Below are 20,575 nucleotides of genomic sequence, written 5' to 3'. Positions count from 1 at the left end.
TTAGAAATTTAGGAGAAAAAAATGAATTTACAACAATTATTTACGATGCAAAAAGAACTAGATCATTTTATTGAAACTACACAAAAAATTGAACGTGATGTTTTTAAAGAAAAAGGCCTCGCATTAATGGTAGAACTAGCGGAACTTGCTAATGAAACACGTTGCTTTAAGTTTTGGAGTACGAAAGGGCCGTCCGAGCGTGATGTAATTTTAGAGGAGTATGTGGATTCTATTCATTTTATTTTATCGCTAGGACTATTAAAAGGGTATACGTCTATTGAAAAATGGCCTGTTGTTGAGGAGAAACGAGATTTAACAGAAACATTTTTAATGACACAGGACTATATATTAACGTTTGTTAACCATCCAACAGAGGATAGATATTTAGCGATTTGGCAATGCTACGGTTTACTTGCGTTTAACCTCGGTTTCACATTTGAGGATGTCGTGTCAGCATACATTGAAAAAAATGAAGAAAATTATAATCGCCAACGTAGTGGCTATTAATTTACTAGACTAAAGAGTAAAAAAAACACCAATTTTCAGACAAATTCACTAGGAATATTTCGGTAAACGAAGTATAATAGATGAGATACAAAATGTAGGAGGCAAAAGGATGACACAACTAGATTCAACTTTGCAAATGTTTAAAGATTTAACAGACGCGAATGGGATTGCAGGTAACGAGCGTGCACCACGCGAGGTCATGAAAAAATACATCGCACCATACGCAGATACTGTAGAAACAGATCATTTAGGTAGTGTAATTGCTAAAAAAGTGGGCGATGAAAACGGTCCAAAAATTATGGTAGCTGGCCATTTAGACGAAGTAGGCTTTATGGTGACTCAAATTGATGAAAAAGGATTCATCAAATTCCAAACAGTTGGTGGCTGGTGGAGCCAAGTAATGCTTGCACAACGCGTAACAATTACAACACGTAAAGGTGAAGAAATTATTGGGGTAATCGGTTCTAAACCACCTCATATTTTACCAGCTGATGTGCGTAATAAAGTGGTAGACATTAAAGACATGTTTATTGATGTTGGTGCTGCATCAAAAGAAGAAGTACTTGAGTGGGGAGTATGCCCTGGTGACATGGTAACACCTTATTTCGAATTCAATGTAATGAAAAATGACAAATACTTATTAGCTAAAGCATGGGATAACCGTATTGGCTGTGCGATTGCAATTGATGTCATGAAGGCATTGAAAGATGAAAAACATCCAAATATCCTATATTCTGTAGGGAACGTACAAGAAGAAGTAGGTCTTCGTGGTGCGAAAACAGCAACACATAAAATTCAACCAGATATCGGTTTTGCAGTTGATGTAGGTGTGGCAGGAGATACTCCAGGCGTAACACCGAAAGAGTCAAACAGCAAAATGGGTGCTGGTCCACAAATCGTTGTTTATGATGCTTCAATGGTATCACACCGTGGTTTACGTGAATTTGTTTTAGATGTGGCTGATGAAAACAATATCCCATATCAATTTGAAGCAATGGCTGGTGGCGGTACAGACGCTGGTTCAATCCATGTAACGGCAAATGGTGTGCCTGCTTTATCAATCGGTATTGCAACACGCTATATCCACTCACACGCAGGTATTTTACACCGTGATGACTACGATAACGCTGTTAAGCTAATGGTTGAAGTTATTAAAAAATTAGACCGCGATGCAGTAAACAAAATTACATTTGATTAATTGTTACAATAAAAAAAGCCTTCTAACTAAAATGTTAGAAGGCTTTTTTATGCTTATGTCTGAGTAAGTTGGCATTGTACTCTAGCGATGGAATTGGTGAAAACATTAAAGGTTAACTAAGTTAACAATAATATTTTGGTGAAATTCAATGTTTTTTTATTGTAAAACGATAAAATTTAGTATAAAATCAAATTGAAAATAAACCAATGAGGTGTTTTTATGAAAATAGCAACAACTTTGTTTTTAAAAATAGCAGTGATGCTAATGGCCATTCCAGTTCTAGCATTGTGTATTTTTCTTGTCCCTGAATTAGGAAAGCTTTCAGCAGAACTGCTACCATCGTTTTCATCAATAAAATATATCGTTTCGATTATTTTTTATGTTTCTTCGATTCCATTTTATTTTGCTTTGTATCAGGCTTTTCAACTTTTACGCAATATCGATCAAAACAAAGCATTTTCGGAATTATCCGTTAAATCATTAAAGAAAATCAAATACTGTGCCATTACAATTAGCAGTCTACATGTGCTAGCTTTGCCACTGTTTTACCTTTTTGCAGAGATGGACGACGCACCGGGTGTAATATTTGTTGGATTGCTTGTACCTTTTGCATCTATGGTCATTGCCGTATTTGCGGCGGTACTTCAAAGACTATTACAAGAAGCGATCGATATTAAATCAGAAAACGACCTAGTAGTTTGAGAAGATTGATATTAGGGGGTGTTTGATGAAACGAGGTGCAACGATATTTTTAAAAGGAGTTATTCTCCTTATAGAAATCGTGACATTAACTTTTTATTTATTTTGTGTGCCTGATATAGCTAATAGTGAAGTAAAAATGAATCCAGAGTCTGCTTATTTACAATAACCTTTTTTACTAGCTGCCTATGCAGTGGCTCTCCCATTTTTTATTGCGTTATATCAAGCATTGAAGCTTTTAATTTACATTGATAAAATAATATTTTTTCGCAATTATCAGTGGGGTATTAAAGGTTATTAAGTTCTATGCAATCATCATCATTGCATTTATTGTAGGTGGAACCCTTTTTGTAGCGGTATTTCTTGATGGGGACAGAGCTGGTATTATGGCATTAGGGTTATATTTTACTTTTGCTTCAAGTGTCATTGCAACCTTTGCTGGTGTTCTCCAACATCTTGTTAAAGAAGTCGTAGATATAATATCTGAAAATGAGTTAATAGTGTGAGGTTGAGGATATGGCAATTATAATTAACATCGATGTGATGTTAGCAAAACGAAAAATGAGTGTAACGGAACTTTCGGATAGGGTTGGCATAACGATGGCTAATCTTTCTATCTTAAAAAATGGAAAAGCAAAAGCGATTCGCTTATCTACTTTAGAGTCGATTTGTAAGGCATTAGAATGTCAGCCAGGAGATATTTTAGAATACCGAAGTGATGAAACTACGCTAGATTAATAAAAGAAACATTCAATTTGCTAATGGAGCTTGCCTACGGGTAAGCTCTTTTTTATAGTGCTTTACATAAGTAGGCAGGATGAACTGATCCTAAATTTTTTCGATGAAACGATTGGGGGCTTCATTATTTTTTAGCCGTTATGCTCTACAATTGTAGAAAATGCATAAATATTCAAAAGGACGCATTTTTGTCACAAACCACATATGAATTCTAACTTTTGAAAATAAACATAAAAATTCAGTTGATTTTATATTTATGCATGTGTATACTAAACTCAACAGTTACAAAAGCAAGGAGAGAAGGCTATGAAATTACTAGAAGAAGTACAGTTAAAGTTAGTGTCAAGCTTAAAAGGAAAAGACTTACTAACTTTGCTAGACTATACAAGTGAAGAGGTTCAGCAGTTAGTTGCACTTTCGACGCAACTTAAAATTATTACAAAAGAAGGTAAATGTCCGAAGCTGCTTGAAGGGAAAACACTCGGCATGATTTTTGAAAAACATTCAACTCGTACTCGTATTTCATTTGAAGTGGGAATGGAACAATTGGGCGGTAAAGGTATGTTTATGCATGCGCGTGATTTACAAATTGGTCGCGGTGAATCAATATATGATACTGCACATGTGTTATCAGGTTATTTAGATGGCATTATGATTCGTGCAAACTCTCATGCGATGGTTAAAGAGCTTGCAGAGCATGCAACGATTCCTGTAATTAATGGCTTAACGGATATATATCATCCTTGCCAGGCATTAGCCGATTTAGAAACAATCGCTGAAATTAAAGGTGAATTACAAGGTCTTAAAATTGCCTATGTTGGTGATGGCAATAACGTGGCGCACTCTTTAGTAGTCGCTTCTGCACACGTCGGGATGAACGTCGCAGTAGCAACGCCAGTTGGCTATGAATGTGATGCAGAGGTTATCGCAAAAGCACAAGCTATCGCAATGGCAAATGGCAGTACAATCACAATTACGAATAATCCTGTGGCAGCAGTTCAAAATGCAGATGTAGTGTACGCAGATGTTTGGACATCAATGGGCCAAGAAGAGGAAGCGGCGAAACGTTTACTTGATTTTGCTGGTTATCAAATCAATGATGAGCTAGTGGCACATGCAAAGCCAAATTATATGTTCCTACATTGCTTACCAGCACATCGTGAAGAGGAAGTGGCAACCTCTGTTATAGATGGCCCAAATTCTTATATTTTTGAGCAAGCAGAAAATAGACTCCATGCTCAAAAAGCTGTTTTAGCTTCAATTATGGCTTAAGAAAAAAGAGATGATAGTTGACTCTCTAATGGAGAGTTCCTATATACAAAGTTCACATTCGCAACAGAGGGTGTCAATGTGAGCAAGATACCAGTGGCATACAGACAGAGGGATGTAAGCTGCGCGCGATGTACGTTGTCAAGATGGATGACTTCATCGCTACATAGTGAAAGTAACCTGGGAGACGCTGGGTTACTTTTTTTATTTTAATAGCACATATACGTAGTTTTCCTATATGTTATAGAGAAATGAAAAATAAATCTATATAATAGGGACAATACGAAATTTTAGGAGGGCTTTAATTGAATATTGATCATATCGAGGCTTTTTTATATGTAGTTCATTATAAAAGTATTCATAAGGCTGCTAATGCTTTGTTTTTATCACAACCAACTGTAACAGCTCGCATCAAATCATTGGAGCGTGAGTTAAATGTAGAATTATTTTATCGTGATGCACGAAGTGTTATATTATCGGAAAAAGGAAAGGACTTTTTACCATTTGCGACACAGATTGTGCAAACGTTCCAGCATGGCAAAAAACAATTGCAGGAAACACATGCTTCAAATGAAGTCTGCATAGGAACAAACGGTGTGACGGCTCAATATTTTTTAGCCTATGCACTACCTAAATGGAAAGAACGTTTTCCGAATATGCGTTTTCAAATCATTACAGGTTCTACTGCTATCATTTTAGAAAAATTACAAAGTCACCAAATTGATTTTGCTTTTATTCAATATGTGCATAAAGAAGGGGTATGCAATGAGCTGTTATTAAATAATGCTGTGAAGCTCGTTATGCATCGCGATCATCCATTTACACTAGAGACCAATATAAAAGCAAAACAATTAGCAAAGCAAAAAATGGTGTTTTTTGAATGCGGCGCGTTTGATTGGAATTATGTGCATAAAATGTTTGAGGTAGAAGGCGTGTCAGCAAATATTGAAGTTCGTACAGACCATTTAGAAGTAGCAAAGGCATTTATTCGAACGAAAGAATATGTGAGCTTTTTACCACATCTATGTGTGAAAACGGAGCTTGAAAGTGGCGAGTTTGTTGAAATTGATGTGAAGCATTTACTCGATATTAATCAGCATATTTTCTTAACGTATTTAAAGAAGGACACGCTAGAATCAGCTTTTTGGGACAACATTTTAAGTACAGCCAATCAATTTGAAAGCATCCAAAAGCTGCATTGATAAAAAATTTTATAGAACATAAAATTTTTTTCTATTACGAGAACTATTGCATTCACGTTCATTGAACGGTAATATCTTCCTCAACCCTATTTTATTTATGAATGTCCATCTGACAGCATAAGTGAAATATTATTTTTTAGCTTAAAACATACTTAACCACTAAGTTTAGTAAAAATAATGATTTCGAGGAGGATTAACATTATGGTGAGACAGGATAAAATTCGGTTTGGGGCGATTATACACGGTGTAGGTGGGAATATTTCTAGCTGGCGCCATCCAAAAGTAGCTAGCAATCAAAGTGTGAGTTTACCGTTTTATATACAACAGGCGCAGAAGGCGGAGCAAGGGAAGTTTGATGTTGCTTTTATCGCAGATGGTTTATTTATCAATGAAAAATCGATTCCTCATTTTTTAAATCGCTTTGAGCCACTAACGATATTATCTGCACTAGCAGTTTCAACAAAAAATATAGGGCTCGTTGGAACAGTATCGACATCCTATAGTGAACCATTTACGGTGGCACGACAGTTTGCATCACTCGATCATATTAGCAACGGTCGGGCAGGCTGGAATGTTGTAACGACGCCATTAGAAAGCTCGGCGTTAAACTACAACAAAACGATAGAACAGCACCCAAGTCATGCAGAACGTTATCAAATTGCAGAGGAATACTTAGAGGTGACAAAAGGACTTTGGGATTCATGGGATGATGATGCCTTTATAGCCGATGTGGAACATGACGTGTTCTTCGATCCAAAAAAATTACACACATTGCAGCATAAGGGCAAATACTTTTCTGTGCAAGGACCACTTAATATTGCACGCTCAAAACAAGGTCAGCCTGTAATTTTCCAAGCGGGATCATCTGATGCGGGTATTCGTCTAGCTGCAAAAGATGCTGATGCAATATTCACGCATGGGGCATCGTTAGAAGAAGCGCAGAAATTTTATAAAAAGGTGAAAACGGAGGTCGCTGCTTTTGGACGAAATCCTGATGAAGTAAAGATTTTTCCAGGGATATCGCCAATTATTGGTGACACGATCGAAGAAGCGGAGGCAAAGTATCAGGAAATCGTAGAACTCGTTTCGATTGAACGTGCACTTGCTTATCTTGGTCGCTATTTCGATCATCATGATTTTACTCAGTATGATGTGGATGCATTGTTCCCAGAGCTAGGTGAAATTGGAGCAAACAGCTTCCGTAGTACGACAGAGTATATAAAAAAATATGCCAAGCAAGAGGGGCTTACGCTTCGTCAAGTAGCATTACGTGAAGCGACGCCAAAAACAGCATTCTTTGGCACTGCTGAACAGATTGCCGATTTGGTGCAAGAATGGTTTGAAAAAGAAGCGGCTGATGGCTTTATTGTTGCTGTAACAGTGCCAGGTGCACTTGATGACTTTGTCGATAAGGTTGTCCCGATTTTGCAATCACGTGGTATTTACAAAGAGGAATATGAAGCAGATACATTGCGTGGTAATTTAGGCTTGCCGTTTAAAGAAAGTCGATATGTCACACAGTCTGTTTGAAAACCAAGTAAACTTATTTGAATAAATATATTTAGAGGAGGTATTGTATGAGTTATTCTTTAGGCATATTAGACCAAAGTCCTCTTATCGAGGATGCAACAAACGAGCAAGCATTACAACAAACAGTCGCTTTGGCGCAAAAGGCTGAGCAGCTAGGATATACACGTTTTTGGGTGTCGGAACACCATAATAGCGAGACATTAGCGGGGACATCACCAGAGGTTTTAGTATCGTATTTACTTGCAAAAACGACATCGATTCGTATTGGCTCCGGTGGTGTTATGTTACAACATTATAGCCCCTATAAAGTGGCAGAAAATTTTCATGTGTTAGCATCGTTGGAACCAGGAAGAGTGGACTTGGGCATTGGAAAAGCACCAGGGGGTCTACCGCTGTCCACAAAGGCATTGCAATATGGCACGCTAAACGATAGTGAAGACTTTGAGGAACGGCTAACGTTTTTACAACAATTAATTGCGAACACGCTGCCAGTAGAACATGAGCTAAATGGTGTGCAGGCAACACCTATTCCAAAAATAAAGCCATCGTTATTTTTACTTGGTGCAAGTCCGAAAAGTGCAGAACTTGCAGGGAAACTTGGTATTGCCTTTGTCTTTGCGCGTTTTATCAATAGTGATATCGATGTTTTGACTGAAGCGGCTAAGACCTATCGTACGCATCTGCCGAATGGTCATTTTGCTGTTTCGATTGCAGCACTTGCTGCACCAACAACGGAAGAAGCGCAGGCATTAGTAGGGGAACAAAAAATTACAAAGGTGCATTTAGCAAGTGGGCGTAGTTTGACCCTACAATCGGTTGAATTAGCCGAAAAATATGGGCAAGAATCAGGGGAGGCTTTCACTGTACAGCAGTATGATGCTGATATTTTATTTGGCACCCCTGAAGATATCAAAGCTACATTAGATGCCTTTCACAAGCAATATCAAATTGATGAATTCATTTTGCATACGCCTGTTTTAAAAGCATTTGAACGGCAACGCTCATTTGAACTTTTAAGTCCTGTGAATTTACACTTACAACAAAAAGAAGCAGTGAGCTAAGGAGGAAGAAATATGGCAAAAAAGATAGATGTAGTCGTTTGGTCAAAGCAAGGCTGTAGCTATTGTGATGAAGTAAAAGCATATTTACAAGAGTTGGAAATTTCGTATAAAACAGTTGATGTCACACATCACGATACTTTTCGGGACATTTTACAAGCAAAGTATGGTGTACGTTATGTACCTATAGTAGAAATTGGGTCAAGTGAAGATGGTGTGTACAAAGCTGTGACAGAAATAGGGCTAGAGCATGTCAAGACAGCACTTGCTATTGATCTACCATCAAAAGTATAGAAAAGAGGGAGATATTATGAGGAAACTAGCGGTCTATATAACTTTCGTGCTTACGTTATTTTTAACGGCTTGCTCAAGTACTGAAAAATCTCAGGTGGGTATTAGTGACAACGTTAAAGCTCAAAGTAAAGGTGACGTTCAAACAATACTAGTTGGTACGGGAACACAATTTCCGAATATTTGCTTCCTCGATGAAAAGGGGAATTTAACAGGCTATGATGTAGAACTTGTTCGAGCGATTGATGAAAAGCTACCTGAGTATAATTTCGAATTTAAAACGATGGAGTTCTCGAATCTATTACTAAGTTTAGAAACGAGAAAAATAGATTTAATCGCACATCAGATGGAAGTTAATCGTGAGCGTGAGGAAAAGTTTCTATTTAACAAGGAGCCTTATAATGTATTCCCATTACAAGTAACAGTGAATGCGAAAAATAAAGATGTACAATCAATCGCTGATTTAAAAGACAAAAATGTTAGTGTCTCACCAACGAGTAACTCTGCAGTCTTTATTGAGCAATACAATAAAGAACATAATCTAGGGATCAACATTGTGTATTCCTCTGGTTCAGTGGATGTTAATAATCAACTTGCAACTGGTCGTATTGATGCAATTATTACGACACCATTTGCGGTGAGATACTATAACGAAAGCAATGAAGCCCAGCAAAAAGTAGTAGGTGAAGCACTATTAAACTCGAAAGTTTACTTCCTACTGAACAAGGATGAAGTGACATTGCAGGAACGTATCGATGAGGCAATTAGAGAGTTAAAGACGGAGGGAGTCATTAGCGAGCTTAGTAAAAAATGGCTAGGTGATGATTATACTGTAGATTTCTAAACGACATAAGAGAGGAAGAAGGAAGTATGGCCAATGATTTTGACTTGATGCTAATAGCGAATGTACTTCCGATATTGCTTCAATATTTACCTGTAACACTTGAAATTTTAGTATGCTCCACCCTTTTTGGGATGTTATTTGGAATTGTAGTGGCTATACCAAAGCTACTGCAAATACCTATATTGAAGCAAATCGTCACGGTGTATATTTCATTTATTCGTGGAACGCCTATTTTAATACAGTTGTTTTTAGTGTTTTATGGCATTCCAGCAATATTAAAGCTAGTTCATATTGATGTTACAAGAATGGATGCTATTTATTTTGTCATGATAACCTATACTTTCAGTAATGCTGCAGCGTTTGCTGAAATTTTCAGAGCGGCTATATTAACGATTGATAAAGGACAAATGGAAGGGGCGTTGTCAGTTGGCCTAAATCGAGCGCAAGCATTTTTCCGTATTATATTACCACAGGCGCTACGTGTTGCTTTTCCGAATATGTCGAATACTATGATTAGTTCGTTAAAGGATACTTCCTTGGCATTTTCAATTGGTGTAATGGATATGGTCGGTCGGGGAGAAACCCTTATTGCTTCGACGACACGGGCACTAGAAATTTATTTGGCACTTTCAGTTGTTTACTATTTTATTGTGATGCTATTAGAAAAGGTATTAAAACGCAATGAACGCTATCTCAATCGTTATATGAAAGAAATAGCGACGAGCTAGGGGGATTTGGTGATGACGATAGATGTTGCATTTATAATAGATGCTTTGCAGGAAATTATTAAGGTGTTGCCATTAACCTTGTTTATGACCTTTACACCTGTATGTATAGGTATAGTAATCGGTATAGCCGTAGCCTTTGTGCGGATACAACAAATAAAAGGTATAGCACCATTATTAAATTTTTATGTATCCTTTTTCAGAGGCACACCGATTATTATGCATATTATGTTAATTTACTTTGGAATACCAATTATTGTGGATACAATCGCACAACTGTTGAAGCTGAATTTTCATTCAAATACTATTCCTATATTATTTTTTGTCTTATTGGCATTGACGTTAAGCGCGGGTGCCTATGCTTCAGAAATTATACGATCTGGTATTTTAAGTGTTCCCAAAGGACAATTGGAAGCAGCGTATGCTGTAGGAATGACGTTTTCACAGGCAATGCGACGCTTGATTTTACCACAAGCATTTAGTAAATCGATACCTAATTTTACAAATGTCTTTATTGGCTTTTTACATGCGACTTCTTTAGCATTTTTTGTGTCAATAAAGGAGTTAACAGGTGCTGCAAATATTGTAGCTTCAGTTAATTTAAAATTTTTAGAGGCATTTATAGCAGTCGGCTTAATTTATTGGAGTGTTTCGATTGTTGTTGAATGGATTGCCCATCTAATAGAAAAAAGAGTGACGGCTTATAGTAAGGGTAGCGTGTAGTTGTGTTCAAATGACCCCGACAAATAAAGAAGAAGAATTGAAAGGAGTGTTGTCTATGGCAGTAGCAGAAATTGTTATTGAACATTTACGACAAGAAGATTATCCAGCTTATTTAGAAGTGCTTGTGGAGAGTTATGCGCAGTATGAGAAGGATTATAAAGATCCAGCACATTGGGCGCAATATTTACAAGATATTCGGGCATCAGTTGGAAATCCGAATGCGGAGACGATATTGGTCGCAAAGCGTGAGCAAGAAATAGTAGGCGGATTACAGTTATTTACAAACTCTGAAAAAGCATATGGTCTTCCTGAACTTAGTATTGAATCAACGATTGTACGTTTATTAGCAGTCCATCCTAAAGGGAGAGGGCAGGGCGTGGCCAAAAAATTATTAGAAGAAAGCTTTGCCTTTGCTCGCAAGCGTCAAGATCAATCTCTTTATTTGCATTCAGGTGATATTATGCAAGTTGCAATAAATCTGTATTTATCACTCGGATTTGTTAGAGATGAGTCCAAAGAGTTTTACAAGGGCAATATATTGGTGAAAAGCTTTCGTTATGATTTGTAAAAGAAAACCCGCTGATAAGCATGCTATCAGCGGTTTTTTTTTGTTCAAGTGAGACTATTCTTAAATCGTTCCATATGCAAGGTAAGGGAAAAATCCTTCGAAAAACCGTTCTGTTGCGGGCATGAAATAGGAACCAAAGTGGAAATCAGGATCAAGCGTTGTAACAATCCATTTTCCAGCAGTTGAATGTGCATCTATATAGAGCACAGCACCACCATCTTCTGAAGCAATTAAAATATCAGCATGCTCAGGTGGCCAAAAAACGCCATGTTGATGCCAAGTGCAATCTACCAATGAGAGATAACTATTGAATAAAGGATGTGCTGGATTTTGCAGTACTAAACCACTAGAAGCATCTTTATCAAGCCACCACCAGAAGTTTGTTATGCGTTCTTCCCAATGCTGCGCAGGAATCCAATTCCAAGGTTGTGGTCCAAAAGCAACGACTATGCCATCATTCTCTGCAAAAGCGTGGATTTTTCCAACGCTTGCTAGCAATAGCTGATAGTTTAATTGGGAGGGCACGATGAGCACATCAAGGTCGTCAATATCGGTATCTAAAAAATCTGGATGGTAAATTAGCTTTGCAATGTTCAAGAGGTAATGACTGAGTCTCGAATGAAGGAATTTTTCGGTATAGAGCTGAAAAAAATAATTTACGAGGAAGAGGATTATTTTGTCGAAACGATGGTTCCTCGTGCACTAGGCCAGAATGTAATATGAGTGCCTGGCACCTTTAATGTAAAAACACGGTCCCTACCATAGTGGAGGAGACCGTGTTTTCTTTGGTGATGGAATGAATTGCAATTGCGAAAATTTCGAGCAACTATAAGTTGAAAATTTTCCCTGGATTCATAATGTTATGCGGATCGAGTGCTGCCTTAATGCTCTTCATTACGAGTAACGAGGCACCATGCTCCATCGATTGATATTTCATTTTGCCAATACCTACACCATGTTCACCTGTACAAGTTCCACCGCGAAGCAGCGCATATTGCACAATATGCTCATTAAAACGGTCAGCTTTTGCCCGTTCGTGTGCATCAGATGGGTCTAACATTAACAATGCATGGAAATTTCCATCTCCGACATGTCCGACAATTCCTCCCGCTAGACCGACGTTGTTTAACTGTTCACGGGCATACAATATCGTTTCAGCCAATTTCGAAATCGGAACACAAACATCGGTTGACATAAGCTTTTTCCCTGGGTAAGCATGAATATATGCATAGGCCAATGAATGTCGTGCCTCCCATAGCTTATTGCGAGCTGCATTGTCTTGCTCAAACTCGACAGACGTACACCCGAAGTCCTCAAAAATTTCTGTAGCAAATTCAATATCTGCTTGCATACCTGCATCATTACCGTGGAACTCTAAAAACAGTGTCGGTTTTTCATCATAAGAAGTTTCATTATAAATATTAGCTTGTGTAATAGAAGCTTCATCGACAAGCTCTACACGACCAATGGAAATACCAGCCTGTAACAATGCGGCAACTGCACTGACAGCATCGTCAACTGTTTCAAATACAGCACGACCCGCAGTTACAAATTCCGGAATACCATAAACTTGCAATGTTAGCTCTGTAAAACAACCTAGTGTACCTTCAGAGCCAACAAATAAGCCATTCAAATGATAGCCTGATGATGATTTAGCTGCTAAGCTCCCTGTATGAATAACAGTACCGTCTGCAAGTACAACTTCTAAATCACGCACTTGATCGCGCATAACACCATAACGAACAGCTGTGGTACCACTGGCATTTGTTGCTGCCATTCCTCCAAGTGTCGCATCCGCTCCTGGATCTACCGTAAATTGAAGGCCATGTTTTTTTAATTCTTTATTTAATTGTGCACGAGTCACACCCGGTTGCACTTTAACTAGTAAATCTTCTGGGCGAATATCTAAAATTGTATTCATTTCAGAAAAATCGATAGAAATACCGTTGGCAATCGGAATAGCATTTCCCTCTAAACTTGAGCCAACGCCAAATGGTACGACTGGTATAAGATTTGCATGTGCGATTTTCATTATGGCACTAACGTCTCCTGTAGAACGTGGAAACACTACTATATCTGGCAAGTTCATTGCATGATGGGATTCATCTTTGCCATGTAGCTCTCGTACCGTATCGTTTGTTGACACCTGCTCATCCGATAATACCTCTCTAAGTTGATTTACTATTAGCTCTACTGCAACAGTCATTCCAATCCCTCCAAACTTTCTGATAAATCTAATTTATCATGCGATTAGTGGAAATGGAATGTACTGTTTATAAAAAATCAGTGTGCAAATACTTTTTCTAGCTTTTGTACGAATGCATCTTGTTCTTCTGTAGACGATTGTTGCCACCATTTTTCGAAAAATACACCTAGCCCAGGTAGTAAATGCTCTTCACCACGTGAAATGGCATCTTGGACTATATCCTTAAATTCTGCTGCTGATTGACCATGGACATTTGCAGTAATGGCATCTCTTATTTGAAAATTCATCTATTTCGCCTCCTTAGTCATAATTTGTCCACTGAAATTAGAAATATGTATAAAAATTAATGCAAAACATAGGATTTTTTTAAATTCTCTCGATTTTTCCTTTAAATTTAGACAGAAATTTATGCAAATCTTTAAAGATTTATTGTAAAAAGGTCATTCGACGTGCTTTCTATCGGAAGATAAGCTAATAACACCTAGGAATAATGGACTGTGCACAAGTCGTTAGGAAAGTATCAGTGTCATTTGATAAACATACACAAATTCTTTCACCAAAACAGCCATTTGAGGAAATATTAGAATTGGTCCAACCGATGATTACCTCCATATTATTAAAGTGCCATATTTACAAAGACTTTGAGTATTATCGCCATATTGCAGCAATTGCTGTATGGAAAGCTTACGAGAATGCTAATCCTTCGAAGGGGAAATTTTCTTCCTATATTTATACAACAGTGAAAGGTGAAATTTTGAAAGAACTTACGAAAGAAAGACGATTTCAGGACAATGTATCATTAATTTCTGATGCCACTTTGAACTTTATAAGTTGTCGTGAGGAACAAATAAATCGACTAGAAGAGCGCTTACTAGTAGAAAAAATAATGAATCAATTAAAAGAGGAAGAAAGAAAGATACTGCAACTTTATTACCTTGAAGGTTATAGGTATGAAGAAATAGCTAAAGTACTACAGCTATCTGTCGCCGCAGTCAAAAAAAGACGCACTAGACTAATGAACAAACTGCGTAGTCACCTTTGTCAATAAACTAAATTACTACTAAAAGATAGTAAAAGTATGCTAATATCAAAATAAATTGAATATTAGCATACTTTACTAATTGCATACAAAGTCCAGTTAAAATGCTATGATTTGTAAGAAGTCAAAGAAATATACAATTTTAAGACCTTCGAAAATAATATATAGGTATAGCTACCTATCTATTTTGATTGTGTATATATTGATATGGAGGGTTAGTATTGGAAAACGCGCGTAATCATTTAATTATAGATAAAAGGGAGCTATGGTATAGTGCGATACCGCTGCTTCTATTGATACCTCTATTAGCTTTTAATGATCAACTTATTACTATCTTTATAGAAGGAAGTGTCGTCGATTATTTAAGATTGATTATGAAAATACTAATTGTTGTTTTCACTATGACAATCGCTATTCATTCATGGCTAGTATTTTCGCATTTATTAATTAATCATACATTATACATAGGCAGTATTTTTTTCCTTATCGCTTTGCTAGAGATTACTAATATTGTCATAGCAGTCCCGCAAAGTTTAGATACTGTATTAATAGGCGTCTGGATACAGATTCTGATGCGAATTGCTTTAGTAATAGGTATGCTACTTATTATTGTCAAGCCTAGAATAAAGTTAACATTGGCTCACCGAAGGGTTGCTTATGGCATCGCCCTTTTTACTGTTACGCTTATGCTTTTTATTTTATATCAGGCGCAGCCATTGCTTGAAAATAGTCATCCGATAATACCACAGACAGTCCAAGTATTGACTGGGATGATACAAGGTGTTTCTATCTATTTTTTAAGCAAGCATTATAGACGTGCGCCGAAACAGGTGTTATGGCTTATTAGTGGGTCAGTATACTTAATTTTAAGCGATCTTTTGTTTGTTTTCAGCAAAGACTACAGTGCCATTTGGATGTTTAGCGCTCTACTTTACCAGTTTTTAGCTTATTATGTTTTCTTAAAGGCGATTTACTATACTTCTGTGGAAAAACCTTATCTACAGCTATTGAAAATTAAGCAAGACCTGGAACAATCGCAACAGGAGCTAACTTTTCAAGCTTATCATGATGATATTACACAACTTCCAAATGAGCGTCTTCTGTTGAAAACATTAAAGGAGGAGTTGCATAAGGATGGTAAATGTAAGGCAGTTATTTCTATTGAAATAGACCGTCTTGCAACCATTAGCGATTCCTTAGGTATCAGCAATTCCAATAAAATGATGAAACTTGTAGCGGAAAGAATTCAAGCAATGCTACCTCCGCATTATTTTGCAACAAAGTTACGGGAAAGCCAATTTGTTATTTATGTTAATCATGTACAAACACATGAAGAACTAATACAGTTTTGTCTGAACTTAAAAAGTGCAATGGATAGGCCACTACAAGTACAGCTTTTCTCATTAAAAGGTAATGTGAATATTGGCATTGCTTTCAATGAAAAAAATTGTTCTGCTGAAGAATTATTGATGCATGCACAGCTGGCAATGCGTGAAGCAAGCCAAATACCGCAACGTTTCCTTTTTTATAAAGAGCATATGTCAACTGGCGTGACAGATCGCATATTACTAGAGCAGGAATTACATAGAGCACTCGATCAACAGGAATTTTATTTGGATTACCAACCTCAGATTAATTTGAAAACAGGGAAAATCGAATCGGTGGAGGCGCTTGTGCGTTGGCGACATCCAGTTCGTGGCTTTGTTCCACCAGATAAGTTTATTGAGATTGCTGAGGAGTCTGGTCTAATTATTCCTCTTGGTAAATGGATATTAGAAACCGCATGCTTGCAAGCGAAGGTGTGGGAGGCACAAGGTCTACCTAAAATGAAGGTTGCTGTTAATTTATCGCTCGGGCAATTATTTCAGCAAGATTTAGTGCAAATGGTGAAGGAGATTTTACAACGAAGTAAGCTGGAACCAAGCTATCTTCAGTTGGAAATAACCGAAAGTATGACAATGAATATTGATCAAATGACACAATTATTACATGAATTAAAGGCACTAGGAATTCAAATAGCAGTCGATGATTTTGGGACAGGCTACTCGTCCTTGTCATATTTAAAAGAATTTCCAATTGATTGTTTAAAAATCGACCGCGCTTTTGTACATAATATTCAGCATGACGCTAATGATGAAGCGCTTGTTTCGATGATTTTGTCTATGGCTAAGCATTTACGTCTAAAGGTTGTGGCTGAGGGGATAGAAGAAGTTGCTCAGCTGGCATTCCTTATTGCGGGCGATTGCGATTATATACAAGGTTATTTATTTAGTAAACCTATTACTGCCGAGCAGCTGACTGCGACGTTTAAAGATTTACATGTTCATGCTAATCAGATTTTAGAGCAGTTTAAATGCGGTGAAGAATATCACATTTAATGCACTGAGTGTAGGGAAATAAAAGGCAAAATCCGCTTTGACTTAAGTTGGGACAGCAAATTTGGAAGTAATATGCTGACCGACAAAAGTACAATGCGGATTTTTTTAGGATGGGGTGTTATTTAATGAACGAGGTATTCTTCTTTTAGCTCGGAAATCGTGACTTCAGAGCGTTCTTCTAGTGAGCGTCTTAAATGAACGGTTGCTGTTTTGCCATCATCATGTAACTTATCAATCCACACAGAAACGCCATTATAACTCACTTCATATTCCTTTGGAGAGGCAACAATTTCTTGTGCGCGTAAATAATCCAATCGAAGACCCTCCTTATTTTTTTTGCTTGTTTTTCGTTACGGAATTAATAAGCTCCGTAAATTCTTGAGAAAATTCTTCTTTTACTTTGTTTGGGGCAATTTTTTGGTTTTTTGGCGTCTGCGGTAATGAACCTTTGTTATTGCTTTGCCCTTGCTTATTATCTCTTCCCATGTTTGGATGCTCCTTTCGCTTTAATATTTCTTAATATGGCTTCGAATTGATATTTTTATCAAGGGAAAAACTAGGGAAACATAAGAATAACATGTAGCAATGCAAAAAAATTTAGTGTATATGCATGCTTATGAAAGGTCGAGTTTAGGTAAATGATAAGAGCAATATTTATTTTTTTATTGAAAAATTATTATCTAACAGTGCCCAGTTTTGTGGGAAAGGAAAACCTAAAGCCCAATAGCTAATACCACGGAGATTATATTCCTTTGTTAGGTCGAACTTAGCTTGTGCGCTTCTTGCATCTTCAAACCAAACTTCATGATTTCCTCCTTGCTTGTCAACATAGCGAAAATAAGGGGATTGTGCCGTTCTATCATATTGGATGGTTGCTCCATACTGTTGCGCTCTTGCAACCGCTTCTTGAGGGCTAAATGTTTCTGCTTCTTGACCTTTCACGTGTGGAACGAGCCAATCGCGTGCATAAATTTGGAAGCCTAAAAATATTTTATTAGCAGGCATTACTGTTAGAGCATATTCTACAACTCTCCTCATTTCATTAATTGGAGAGATTGCCTGCGGTGGTCCAAGTCGATAGCCCCATTCATAAGTCATCAACACGACAAAATCCGCAATTCTTCCATGTGCCTCATAATCATATGCTTCATAAGTTGATCCTGCTGGAGATGGACTTGTTTTTGGAGCAAGTGCAGTTGATACTAAATATCCTTTCGGGTGTAGGCGATCAACCGCCAATTGAAGGAATTGGTTATAGTTTTCTCGATCTGCGGGTAGGACATTTTCGAAGTCTACATTTAGTACTTTATAGCCTTTATCTTCCATGACTTTTAATATATTATCGATGACTTTTTCTGATAATTGTTGATTCGACAATATTACATGGGTTAAGTTGGATCCGGTTTCTGTAGAAGTGAAGTTCGTAACGGTTAACATCGGAATAATATTTTGAGAATTAGCAGCATCGATCATTGCTTTGTCGTTCAAAGGTTCTAATGTTCCGTCTGCATTCATCAAATAAGCAAACGGACTAAAATAAGTAAGAAGATAGCCCACTGCATTTAGTGACTGAACAGCTTCATCGGGTGTTTGGTACGTATAGGCATTTACTTCAACGGTAGGTTTCGTTCTTGGAATAACTAAGTGCGAACCGACATAAATCATATTGGGGTTTGTAATATCGTTTTCCTCTATAATGGCTTGAACGGTTGTACTATAGCTCCTAGCAATTTGTGATAATGTCTCGCCAGCTTCCACAATATGAATGATTGGAGGAATGATTAGTTTTGTTCCAGGTGTTAAAACATCGGGATTTGTAAGATGATTTACTTGGATAATGGATTGCAATGACACGCTATATTGTTGGGCAATGGACGACAACGTTTCGCCTTTTTTTACGGTATGCGTTGTAAAAGAAGAAGGTATAACGAGCGATTGTCCGATCACTAATTGATTTGGGTCAGGTAAAGCATTCAATTGAATAATAGCACTCATTGGTGCAGCATAGCGGTTCGCAATTTGCCAAAGTGTTTCACCAGCGCTTACCACATGTATTAACATTCGGACTCCTCCTAAATAGGTTTTGTTAATGCATCATATGTAACCAAATATCTACCTAATGATGAAATATTACGTAATTTTTAATTGTTTAATCAATTCAATACTCATATTTTTTTCTTATTAGTTATACATAGTATAGTACGTGCGAATTGTATCATTTGAGAAAGGAGCTGGACGTTGAAGAAAGTAAAGCTCACAGGAAGAATTGTTAGCCCAGGTGATCCAGATTATGACGAAGCGAGAACAAATAATAATTTAAGTCTGCCGAAATTCCCGAGTAAAATTGTTTTCTGTCAAAAAACAAAAGATGTAATCAATGCTTTAAGGTGGGTCAGGGAAAATAATGAAGAATTTCGAATAAGGAGCGGGCGCCATAATTATGAAAATTATTCCTTAGTCAATAACGGTCTAATTATAGATGTGAGTGAAATGAACAACATTTCAGTTAATTTGGAGGAAGGAACTGCTCGAATTGAGGCTGGTGCTAATCTGGGGAAGGTATACCGTACATTATGGGATCATGGTATGACAATCCCAGCCGGAACCGAAAGCAGTGTAGGGATTGTTGGCTTGACACTAGGTGGTGGTATTGGCATGCTATCACGTCCTTTCGGGCTTACTTGCGATCAATTGATTGAAATTGAAATGGTCAGAGCGAGTGAACATCTAGGAGCCGAGCTGATTCAGGCAAACCGACAGGCTAATAGTGATTTATTTTGGGCTAGTTGTGGCGGCGGTGGGGGCAATTTCGGTATTGTTACTGCCCTTACGTTCAAGCTTCAACCAATTTCAGACGTTACCCTTTTCGCCATCGTGTGGGAGTGGGATGATTTTGAGATTGCTTTTGATGCTTGGCAAAAATGGGCGCCATTTACGGATGAACGCATAACTTCACAAATAGAGCTAAAATCACAGGAAGTAGGCGAAATTGTGGTGCAAGGTTTATTTGTTGGTGCGGCTTCTGAATTAAAAAAGCTTTTACGACCTTTAAGGAAAAGTGGTTCACCTACGGAAGTGTGGATAAAAGAAGTACCGTACATAAAAGCGGTACGATTTTTTGATGTTGCAAGTGGCAATCAACCAGCATATCGCAAAAGATCAGGTTCCTTTATTGAAAAACCTTTTCCGCATGTGGCAATTTCGAAAATGAAACAATTTTTAGCAGATGCCCCTAATAGAAATGCTAGTATCTGGCAACAGTCACTAAGAGGTGCTGTAGGTCATATTGCATCAAGCAGAACTGCCTATTATTATAGAAATGCGCTGATTGCCCAAGAATATATCACTTCATGGGAAAATCATGAAGATGAAAAGGAAAATGTGCAGTGGGTTGAGGATATAAGAAGGACATTATCTCCTTTTACTATGGGTGATTATGTGAATTTTCCAGATCAAGCTATTCAAAATTGGCCAACCGCCTACTATGGACGAAATTTTAGACGATTAAGAGAAGTGAAAACCAAATACGATCCTTACAATGTTTTTACATTCCCTCAAAGTATTCCAACGATTAAAAAGTGGATGTAATGCTAGAACAAG

At 37.5% G+C, this 20,575-nt stretch carries 24 protein-coding genes; 18 read left to right on the top strand and 6 right to left on the bottom strand.

Going from position 1 to position 20,575, the window contains the following annotated elements:
- The first annotated feature begins 21 nt into the window (after window positions 1-21).
- The 15 genes from ACIQXJ_RS13890 to ACIQXJ_RS13820 all read left to right on the top strand — a co-directional run bounded on the left by ACIQXJ_RS13890 (window position 22) and on the right by ACIQXJ_RS13820 (window position 11,352).
- Entirely contained in the window at window positions 22-507 is a 486-nt protein-coding gene (locus ACIQXJ_RS13890; RefSeq protein ID WP_403054542.1) for a dUTP diphosphatase, read from the top strand.
- 109 nt (window positions 508-616) lie between these two features.
- The gene (locus ACIQXJ_RS13885) at window positions 617-1,705 is read left to right on the top strand and encodes a M42 family metallopeptidase (protein WP_340823105.1); all 1,089 of its coding nucleotides are present in this window, start codon (window positions 617-619) and stop codon (window positions 1,703-1,705) included.
- 219 nt (window positions 1,706-1,924) lie between these two features.
- Window positions 1,925-2,407, top strand: a complete 483-nt coding sequence (locus tag ACIQXJ_RS13880; protein WP_403054540.1) for a DUF2975 domain-containing protein — start codon at window positions 1,925-1,927, stop codon at window positions 2,405-2,407.
- 25 nt (window positions 2,408-2,432) lie between these two features.
- Window positions 2,433-2,573 carry a hypothetical protein gene (locus ACIQXJ_RS13875; protein WP_403054538.1) on the top strand — a complete coding sequence of 47 codons (141 nt, stop codon included), beginning with the start codon at window positions 2,433-2,435 and terminating at the stop codon, window positions 2,571-2,573.
- A 103-nt stretch (window positions 2,574-2,676) separates the two neighbouring features.
- Entirely contained in the window at window positions 2,677-2,910 is a 234-nt protein-coding gene (locus ACIQXJ_RS13870; RefSeq protein ID WP_403054912.1) for a DUF2975 domain-containing protein, read from the top strand.
- Window positions 2,911-2,920: 10 nt separating this feature from the next.
- Window positions 2,921-3,142, top strand: coding sequence for a helix-turn-helix domain-containing protein (locus ACIQXJ_RS13865; RefSeq protein ID WP_340823111.1), 222 nt, complete (start codon window positions 2,921-2,923; stop codon window positions 3,140-3,142).
- A gap of 306 nt (window positions 3,143-3,448) precedes the next feature.
- Window positions 3,449-4,414, top strand: coding sequence for an ornithine carbamoyltransferase (gene argF, locus ACIQXJ_RS13860; RefSeq protein ID WP_403054536.1), 966 nt, complete (start codon window positions 3,449-3,451; stop codon window positions 4,412-4,414).
- Window positions 4,415-4,716: 302 nt separating this feature from the next.
- Complete coding sequence (locus tag ACIQXJ_RS13855) at window positions 4,717-5,613, top strand: LysR family transcriptional regulator (RefSeq protein ID WP_403054534.1); 897 nt, start codon at window positions 4,717-4,719, stop codon at window positions 5,611-5,613.
- Window positions 5,614-5,814: 201 nt separating this feature from the next.
- Window positions 5,815-7,143 carry an LLM class flavin-dependent oxidoreductase gene (locus ACIQXJ_RS13850; protein ID WP_403054532.1) on the top strand — a complete coding sequence of 443 codons (1,329 nt, stop codon included), beginning with the start codon at window positions 5,815-5,817 and terminating at the stop codon, window positions 7,141-7,143.
- Window positions 7,144-7,190: 47 nt separating this feature from the next.
- A complete protein-coding gene (locus tag ACIQXJ_RS13845) occupies window positions 7,191-8,204 on the top strand; it encodes an LLM class flavin-dependent oxidoreductase (protein WP_403054530.1) in 1,014 nt (337 codons plus the stop codon).
- A 12-nt stretch (window positions 8,205-8,216) separates the two neighbouring features.
- The gene (locus ACIQXJ_RS13840) at window positions 8,217-8,495 is read left to right on the top strand and encodes a glutaredoxin family protein (RefSeq protein WP_403054528.1); all 279 of its coding nucleotides are present in this window, start codon (window positions 8,217-8,219) and stop codon (window positions 8,493-8,495) included.
- A 16-nt stretch (window positions 8,496-8,511) separates the two neighbouring features.
- Window positions 8,512-9,336, top strand: coding sequence for a transporter substrate-binding domain-containing protein (locus tag ACIQXJ_RS13835; protein ID WP_403054526.1), 825 nt, complete (start codon window positions 8,512-8,514; stop codon window positions 9,334-9,336).
- 26 nt (window positions 9,337-9,362) lie between these two features.
- The gene (locus tag ACIQXJ_RS13830) at window positions 9,363-10,064 is read left to right on the top strand and encodes an amino acid ABC transporter permease (protein ID WP_403054524.1); all 702 of its coding nucleotides are present in this window, start codon (window positions 9,363-9,365) and stop codon (window positions 10,062-10,064) included.
- A gap of 12 nt (window positions 10,065-10,076) precedes the next feature.
- Window positions 10,077-10,784, top strand: coding sequence for an amino acid ABC transporter permease (locus tag ACIQXJ_RS13825; protein WP_403054522.1), 708 nt, complete (start codon window positions 10,077-10,079; stop codon window positions 10,782-10,784).
- A gap of 55 nt (window positions 10,785-10,839) precedes the next feature.
- Window positions 10,840-11,352 carry a GNAT family N-acetyltransferase gene (locus tag ACIQXJ_RS13820; protein ID WP_403054520.1) on the top strand — a complete coding sequence of 171 codons (513 nt, stop codon included), beginning with the start codon at window positions 10,840-10,842 and terminating at the stop codon, window positions 11,350-11,352.
- 60 nt (window positions 11,353-11,412) lie between these two features.
- On the opposite strand, the gene ACIQXJ_RS13815 is transcribed toward ACIQXJ_RS13820, so the two are convergent.
- The 3 genes from ACIQXJ_RS13815 to sspI all read right to left on the bottom strand — a co-directional run bounded on the left by ACIQXJ_RS13815 (window position 11,413) and on the right by sspI (window position 13,845).
- Window positions 11,413-11,949, bottom strand: coding sequence for a hypothetical protein (locus ACIQXJ_RS13815; protein ID WP_403054518.1), 537 nt, complete (start codon window positions 11,947-11,949; stop codon window positions 11,413-11,415).
- A gap of 229 nt (window positions 11,950-12,178) precedes the next feature.
- Entirely contained in the window at window positions 12,179-13,558 is a 1,380-nt protein-coding gene (locus ACIQXJ_RS13810) for an FAD-binding oxidoreductase (RefSeq protein WP_403054516.1), read from the bottom strand.
- A gap of 77 nt (window positions 13,559-13,635) precedes the next feature.
- Window positions 13,636-13,845, bottom strand: coding sequence for a small acid-soluble spore protein SspI (sspI, locus tag ACIQXJ_RS13805; protein ID WP_401009001.1), 210 nt, complete (start codon window positions 13,843-13,845; stop codon window positions 13,636-13,638).
- Window positions 13,846-14,081: 236 nt separating this feature from the next.
- Between sspI and ACIQXJ_RS13800 the strand changes: the two genes are divergently transcribed.
- Entirely contained in the window at window positions 14,082-14,606 is a 525-nt protein-coding gene (locus tag ACIQXJ_RS13800; protein ID WP_403054514.1) for a sigma-70 family RNA polymerase sigma factor, read from the top strand.
- Between the two features lie 212 nt (window positions 14,607-14,818).
- The gene (locus ACIQXJ_RS13795) at window positions 14,819-16,975 is read left to right on the top strand and encodes a putative bifunctional diguanylate cyclase/phosphodiesterase (RefSeq protein ID WP_403054512.1); all 2,157 of its coding nucleotides are present in this window, start codon (window positions 14,819-14,821) and stop codon (window positions 16,973-16,975) included.
- 122 nt (window positions 16,976-17,097) lie between these two features.
- Here the strand turns inward: ACIQXJ_RS13795 and ACIQXJ_RS13790 are convergent, their stop codons facing one another.
- From ACIQXJ_RS13790 to ACIQXJ_RS13780, 3 genes are all read right to left on the bottom strand, one after another.
- Complete coding sequence (locus ACIQXJ_RS13790; protein ID WP_401008998.1) at window positions 17,098-17,289, bottom strand: small, acid-soluble spore protein, H family; 192 nt, start codon at window positions 17,287-17,289, stop codon at window positions 17,098-17,100.
- A gap of 13 nt (window positions 17,290-17,302) precedes the next feature.
- A complete protein-coding gene (locus ACIQXJ_RS13785) occupies window positions 17,303-17,461 on the bottom strand; it encodes a YfhD family protein (RefSeq protein ID WP_172772364.1) in 159 nt (52 codons plus the stop codon).
- Between the two features lie 168 nt (window positions 17,462-17,629).
- Window positions 17,630-19,036 carry a LysM peptidoglycan-binding domain-containing protein gene (locus ACIQXJ_RS13780; protein ID WP_403054509.1) on the bottom strand — a complete coding sequence of 469 codons (1,407 nt, stop codon included), beginning with the start codon at window positions 19,034-19,036 and terminating at the stop codon, window positions 17,630-17,632.
- 177 nt (window positions 19,037-19,213) lie between these two features.
- Between ACIQXJ_RS13780 and ACIQXJ_RS13775 the strand changes: the two genes are divergently transcribed.
- Window positions 19,214-20,563, top strand: a complete 1,350-nt coding sequence (locus ACIQXJ_RS13775) for an FAD-binding oxidoreductase (RefSeq protein ID WP_403054507.1) — start codon at window positions 19,214-19,216, stop codon at window positions 20,561-20,563.
- Window positions 20,564-20,575: the final 12 nt, after the last annotated feature.

The sequence above is a fragment of the Lysinibacillus sp. NPDC097868 genome (genome assembly GCF_044761135.1).
GTDB lineage: Bacteria > Bacillota > Bacilli > Bacillales_A > Planococcaceae > Lysinibacillus.
Note: the sequence above shows the minus strand (reverse complement) of the source record. Positions and strands in the feature narration are given on the sequence as shown.

Excerpts from the sequence above, each read along its gene's own strand:
- ACIQXJ_RS13850 (WP_403054532.1), top strand. The coding sequence starts at position 5,815 with ATGGTGAGACAGGATAAAATTCGGTTTGGGGCGATTATACACGGTGTA.
- ACIQXJ_RS13890 (WP_403054542.1), top strand. The coding sequence starts at position 22 with ATGAATTTACAACAATTATTTACGATGCAAAAAGAACTAGATCATTTT.
- sspI (WP_401009001.1), bottom strand. The coding sequence starts at position 13,845 with ATGAATTTTCAAATAAGAGATGCCATTACTGCAAATGTCCATGGTCAA.
- ACIQXJ_RS13885 (WP_340823105.1), top strand. The coding sequence starts at position 617 with ATGACACAACTAGATTCAACTTTGCAAATGTTTAAAGATTTAACAGAC.
- ACIQXJ_RS13840 (WP_403054528.1), top strand. The coding sequence starts at position 8,217 with ATGGCAAAAAAGATAGATGTAGTCGTTTGGTCAAAGCAAGGCTGTAGC.
- ACIQXJ_RS13810 (WP_403054516.1), bottom strand. The coding sequence starts at position 13,558 with ATGACTGTTGCAGTAGAGCTAATAGTAAATCAACTTAGAGAGGTATTA.
- ACIQXJ_RS13780 (WP_403054509.1), bottom strand. The coding sequence starts at position 19,036 with ATGTTAATACATGTGGTAAGCGCTGGTGAAACACTTTGGCAAATTGCG.
- argF (WP_403054536.1), top strand. The coding sequence starts at position 3,449 with ATGAAATTACTAGAAGAAGTACAGTTAAAGTTAGTGTCAAGCTTAAAA.
- ACIQXJ_RS13825 (WP_403054522.1), top strand. The coding sequence starts at position 10,077 with ATGACGATAGATGTTGCATTTATAATAGATGCTTTGCAGGAAATTATT.
- ACIQXJ_RS13835 (WP_403054526.1), top strand. The coding sequence starts at position 8,512 with ATGAGGAAACTAGCGGTCTATATAACTTTCGTGCTTACGTTATTTTTA.
- ACIQXJ_RS13820 (WP_403054520.1), top strand. The coding sequence starts at position 10,840 with ATGGCAGTAGCAGAAATTGTTATTGAACATTTACGACAAGAAGATTAT.
- ACIQXJ_RS13875 (WP_403054538.1), top strand. The coding sequence starts at position 2,433 with ATGAAACGAGGTGCAACGATATTTTTAAAAGGAGTTATTCTCCTTATA.
- ACIQXJ_RS13785 (WP_172772364.1), bottom strand. The coding sequence starts at position 17,461 with ATGGGAAGAGATAATAAGCAAGGGCAAAGCAATAACAAAGGTTCATTA.
- ACIQXJ_RS13830 (WP_403054524.1), top strand. The coding sequence starts at position 9,363 with ATGGCCAATGATTTTGACTTGATGCTAATAGCGAATGTACTTCCGATA.
- ACIQXJ_RS13865 (WP_340823111.1), top strand. The coding sequence starts at position 2,921 with ATGGCAATTATAATTAACATCGATGTGATGTTAGCAAAACGAAAAATG.
- ACIQXJ_RS13880 (WP_403054540.1), top strand. The coding sequence starts at position 1,925 with ATGAAAATAGCAACAACTTTGTTTTTAAAAATAGCAGTGATGCTAATG.
- ACIQXJ_RS13845 (WP_403054530.1), top strand. The coding sequence starts at position 7,191 with ATGAGTTATTCTTTAGGCATATTAGACCAAAGTCCTCTTATCGAGGAT.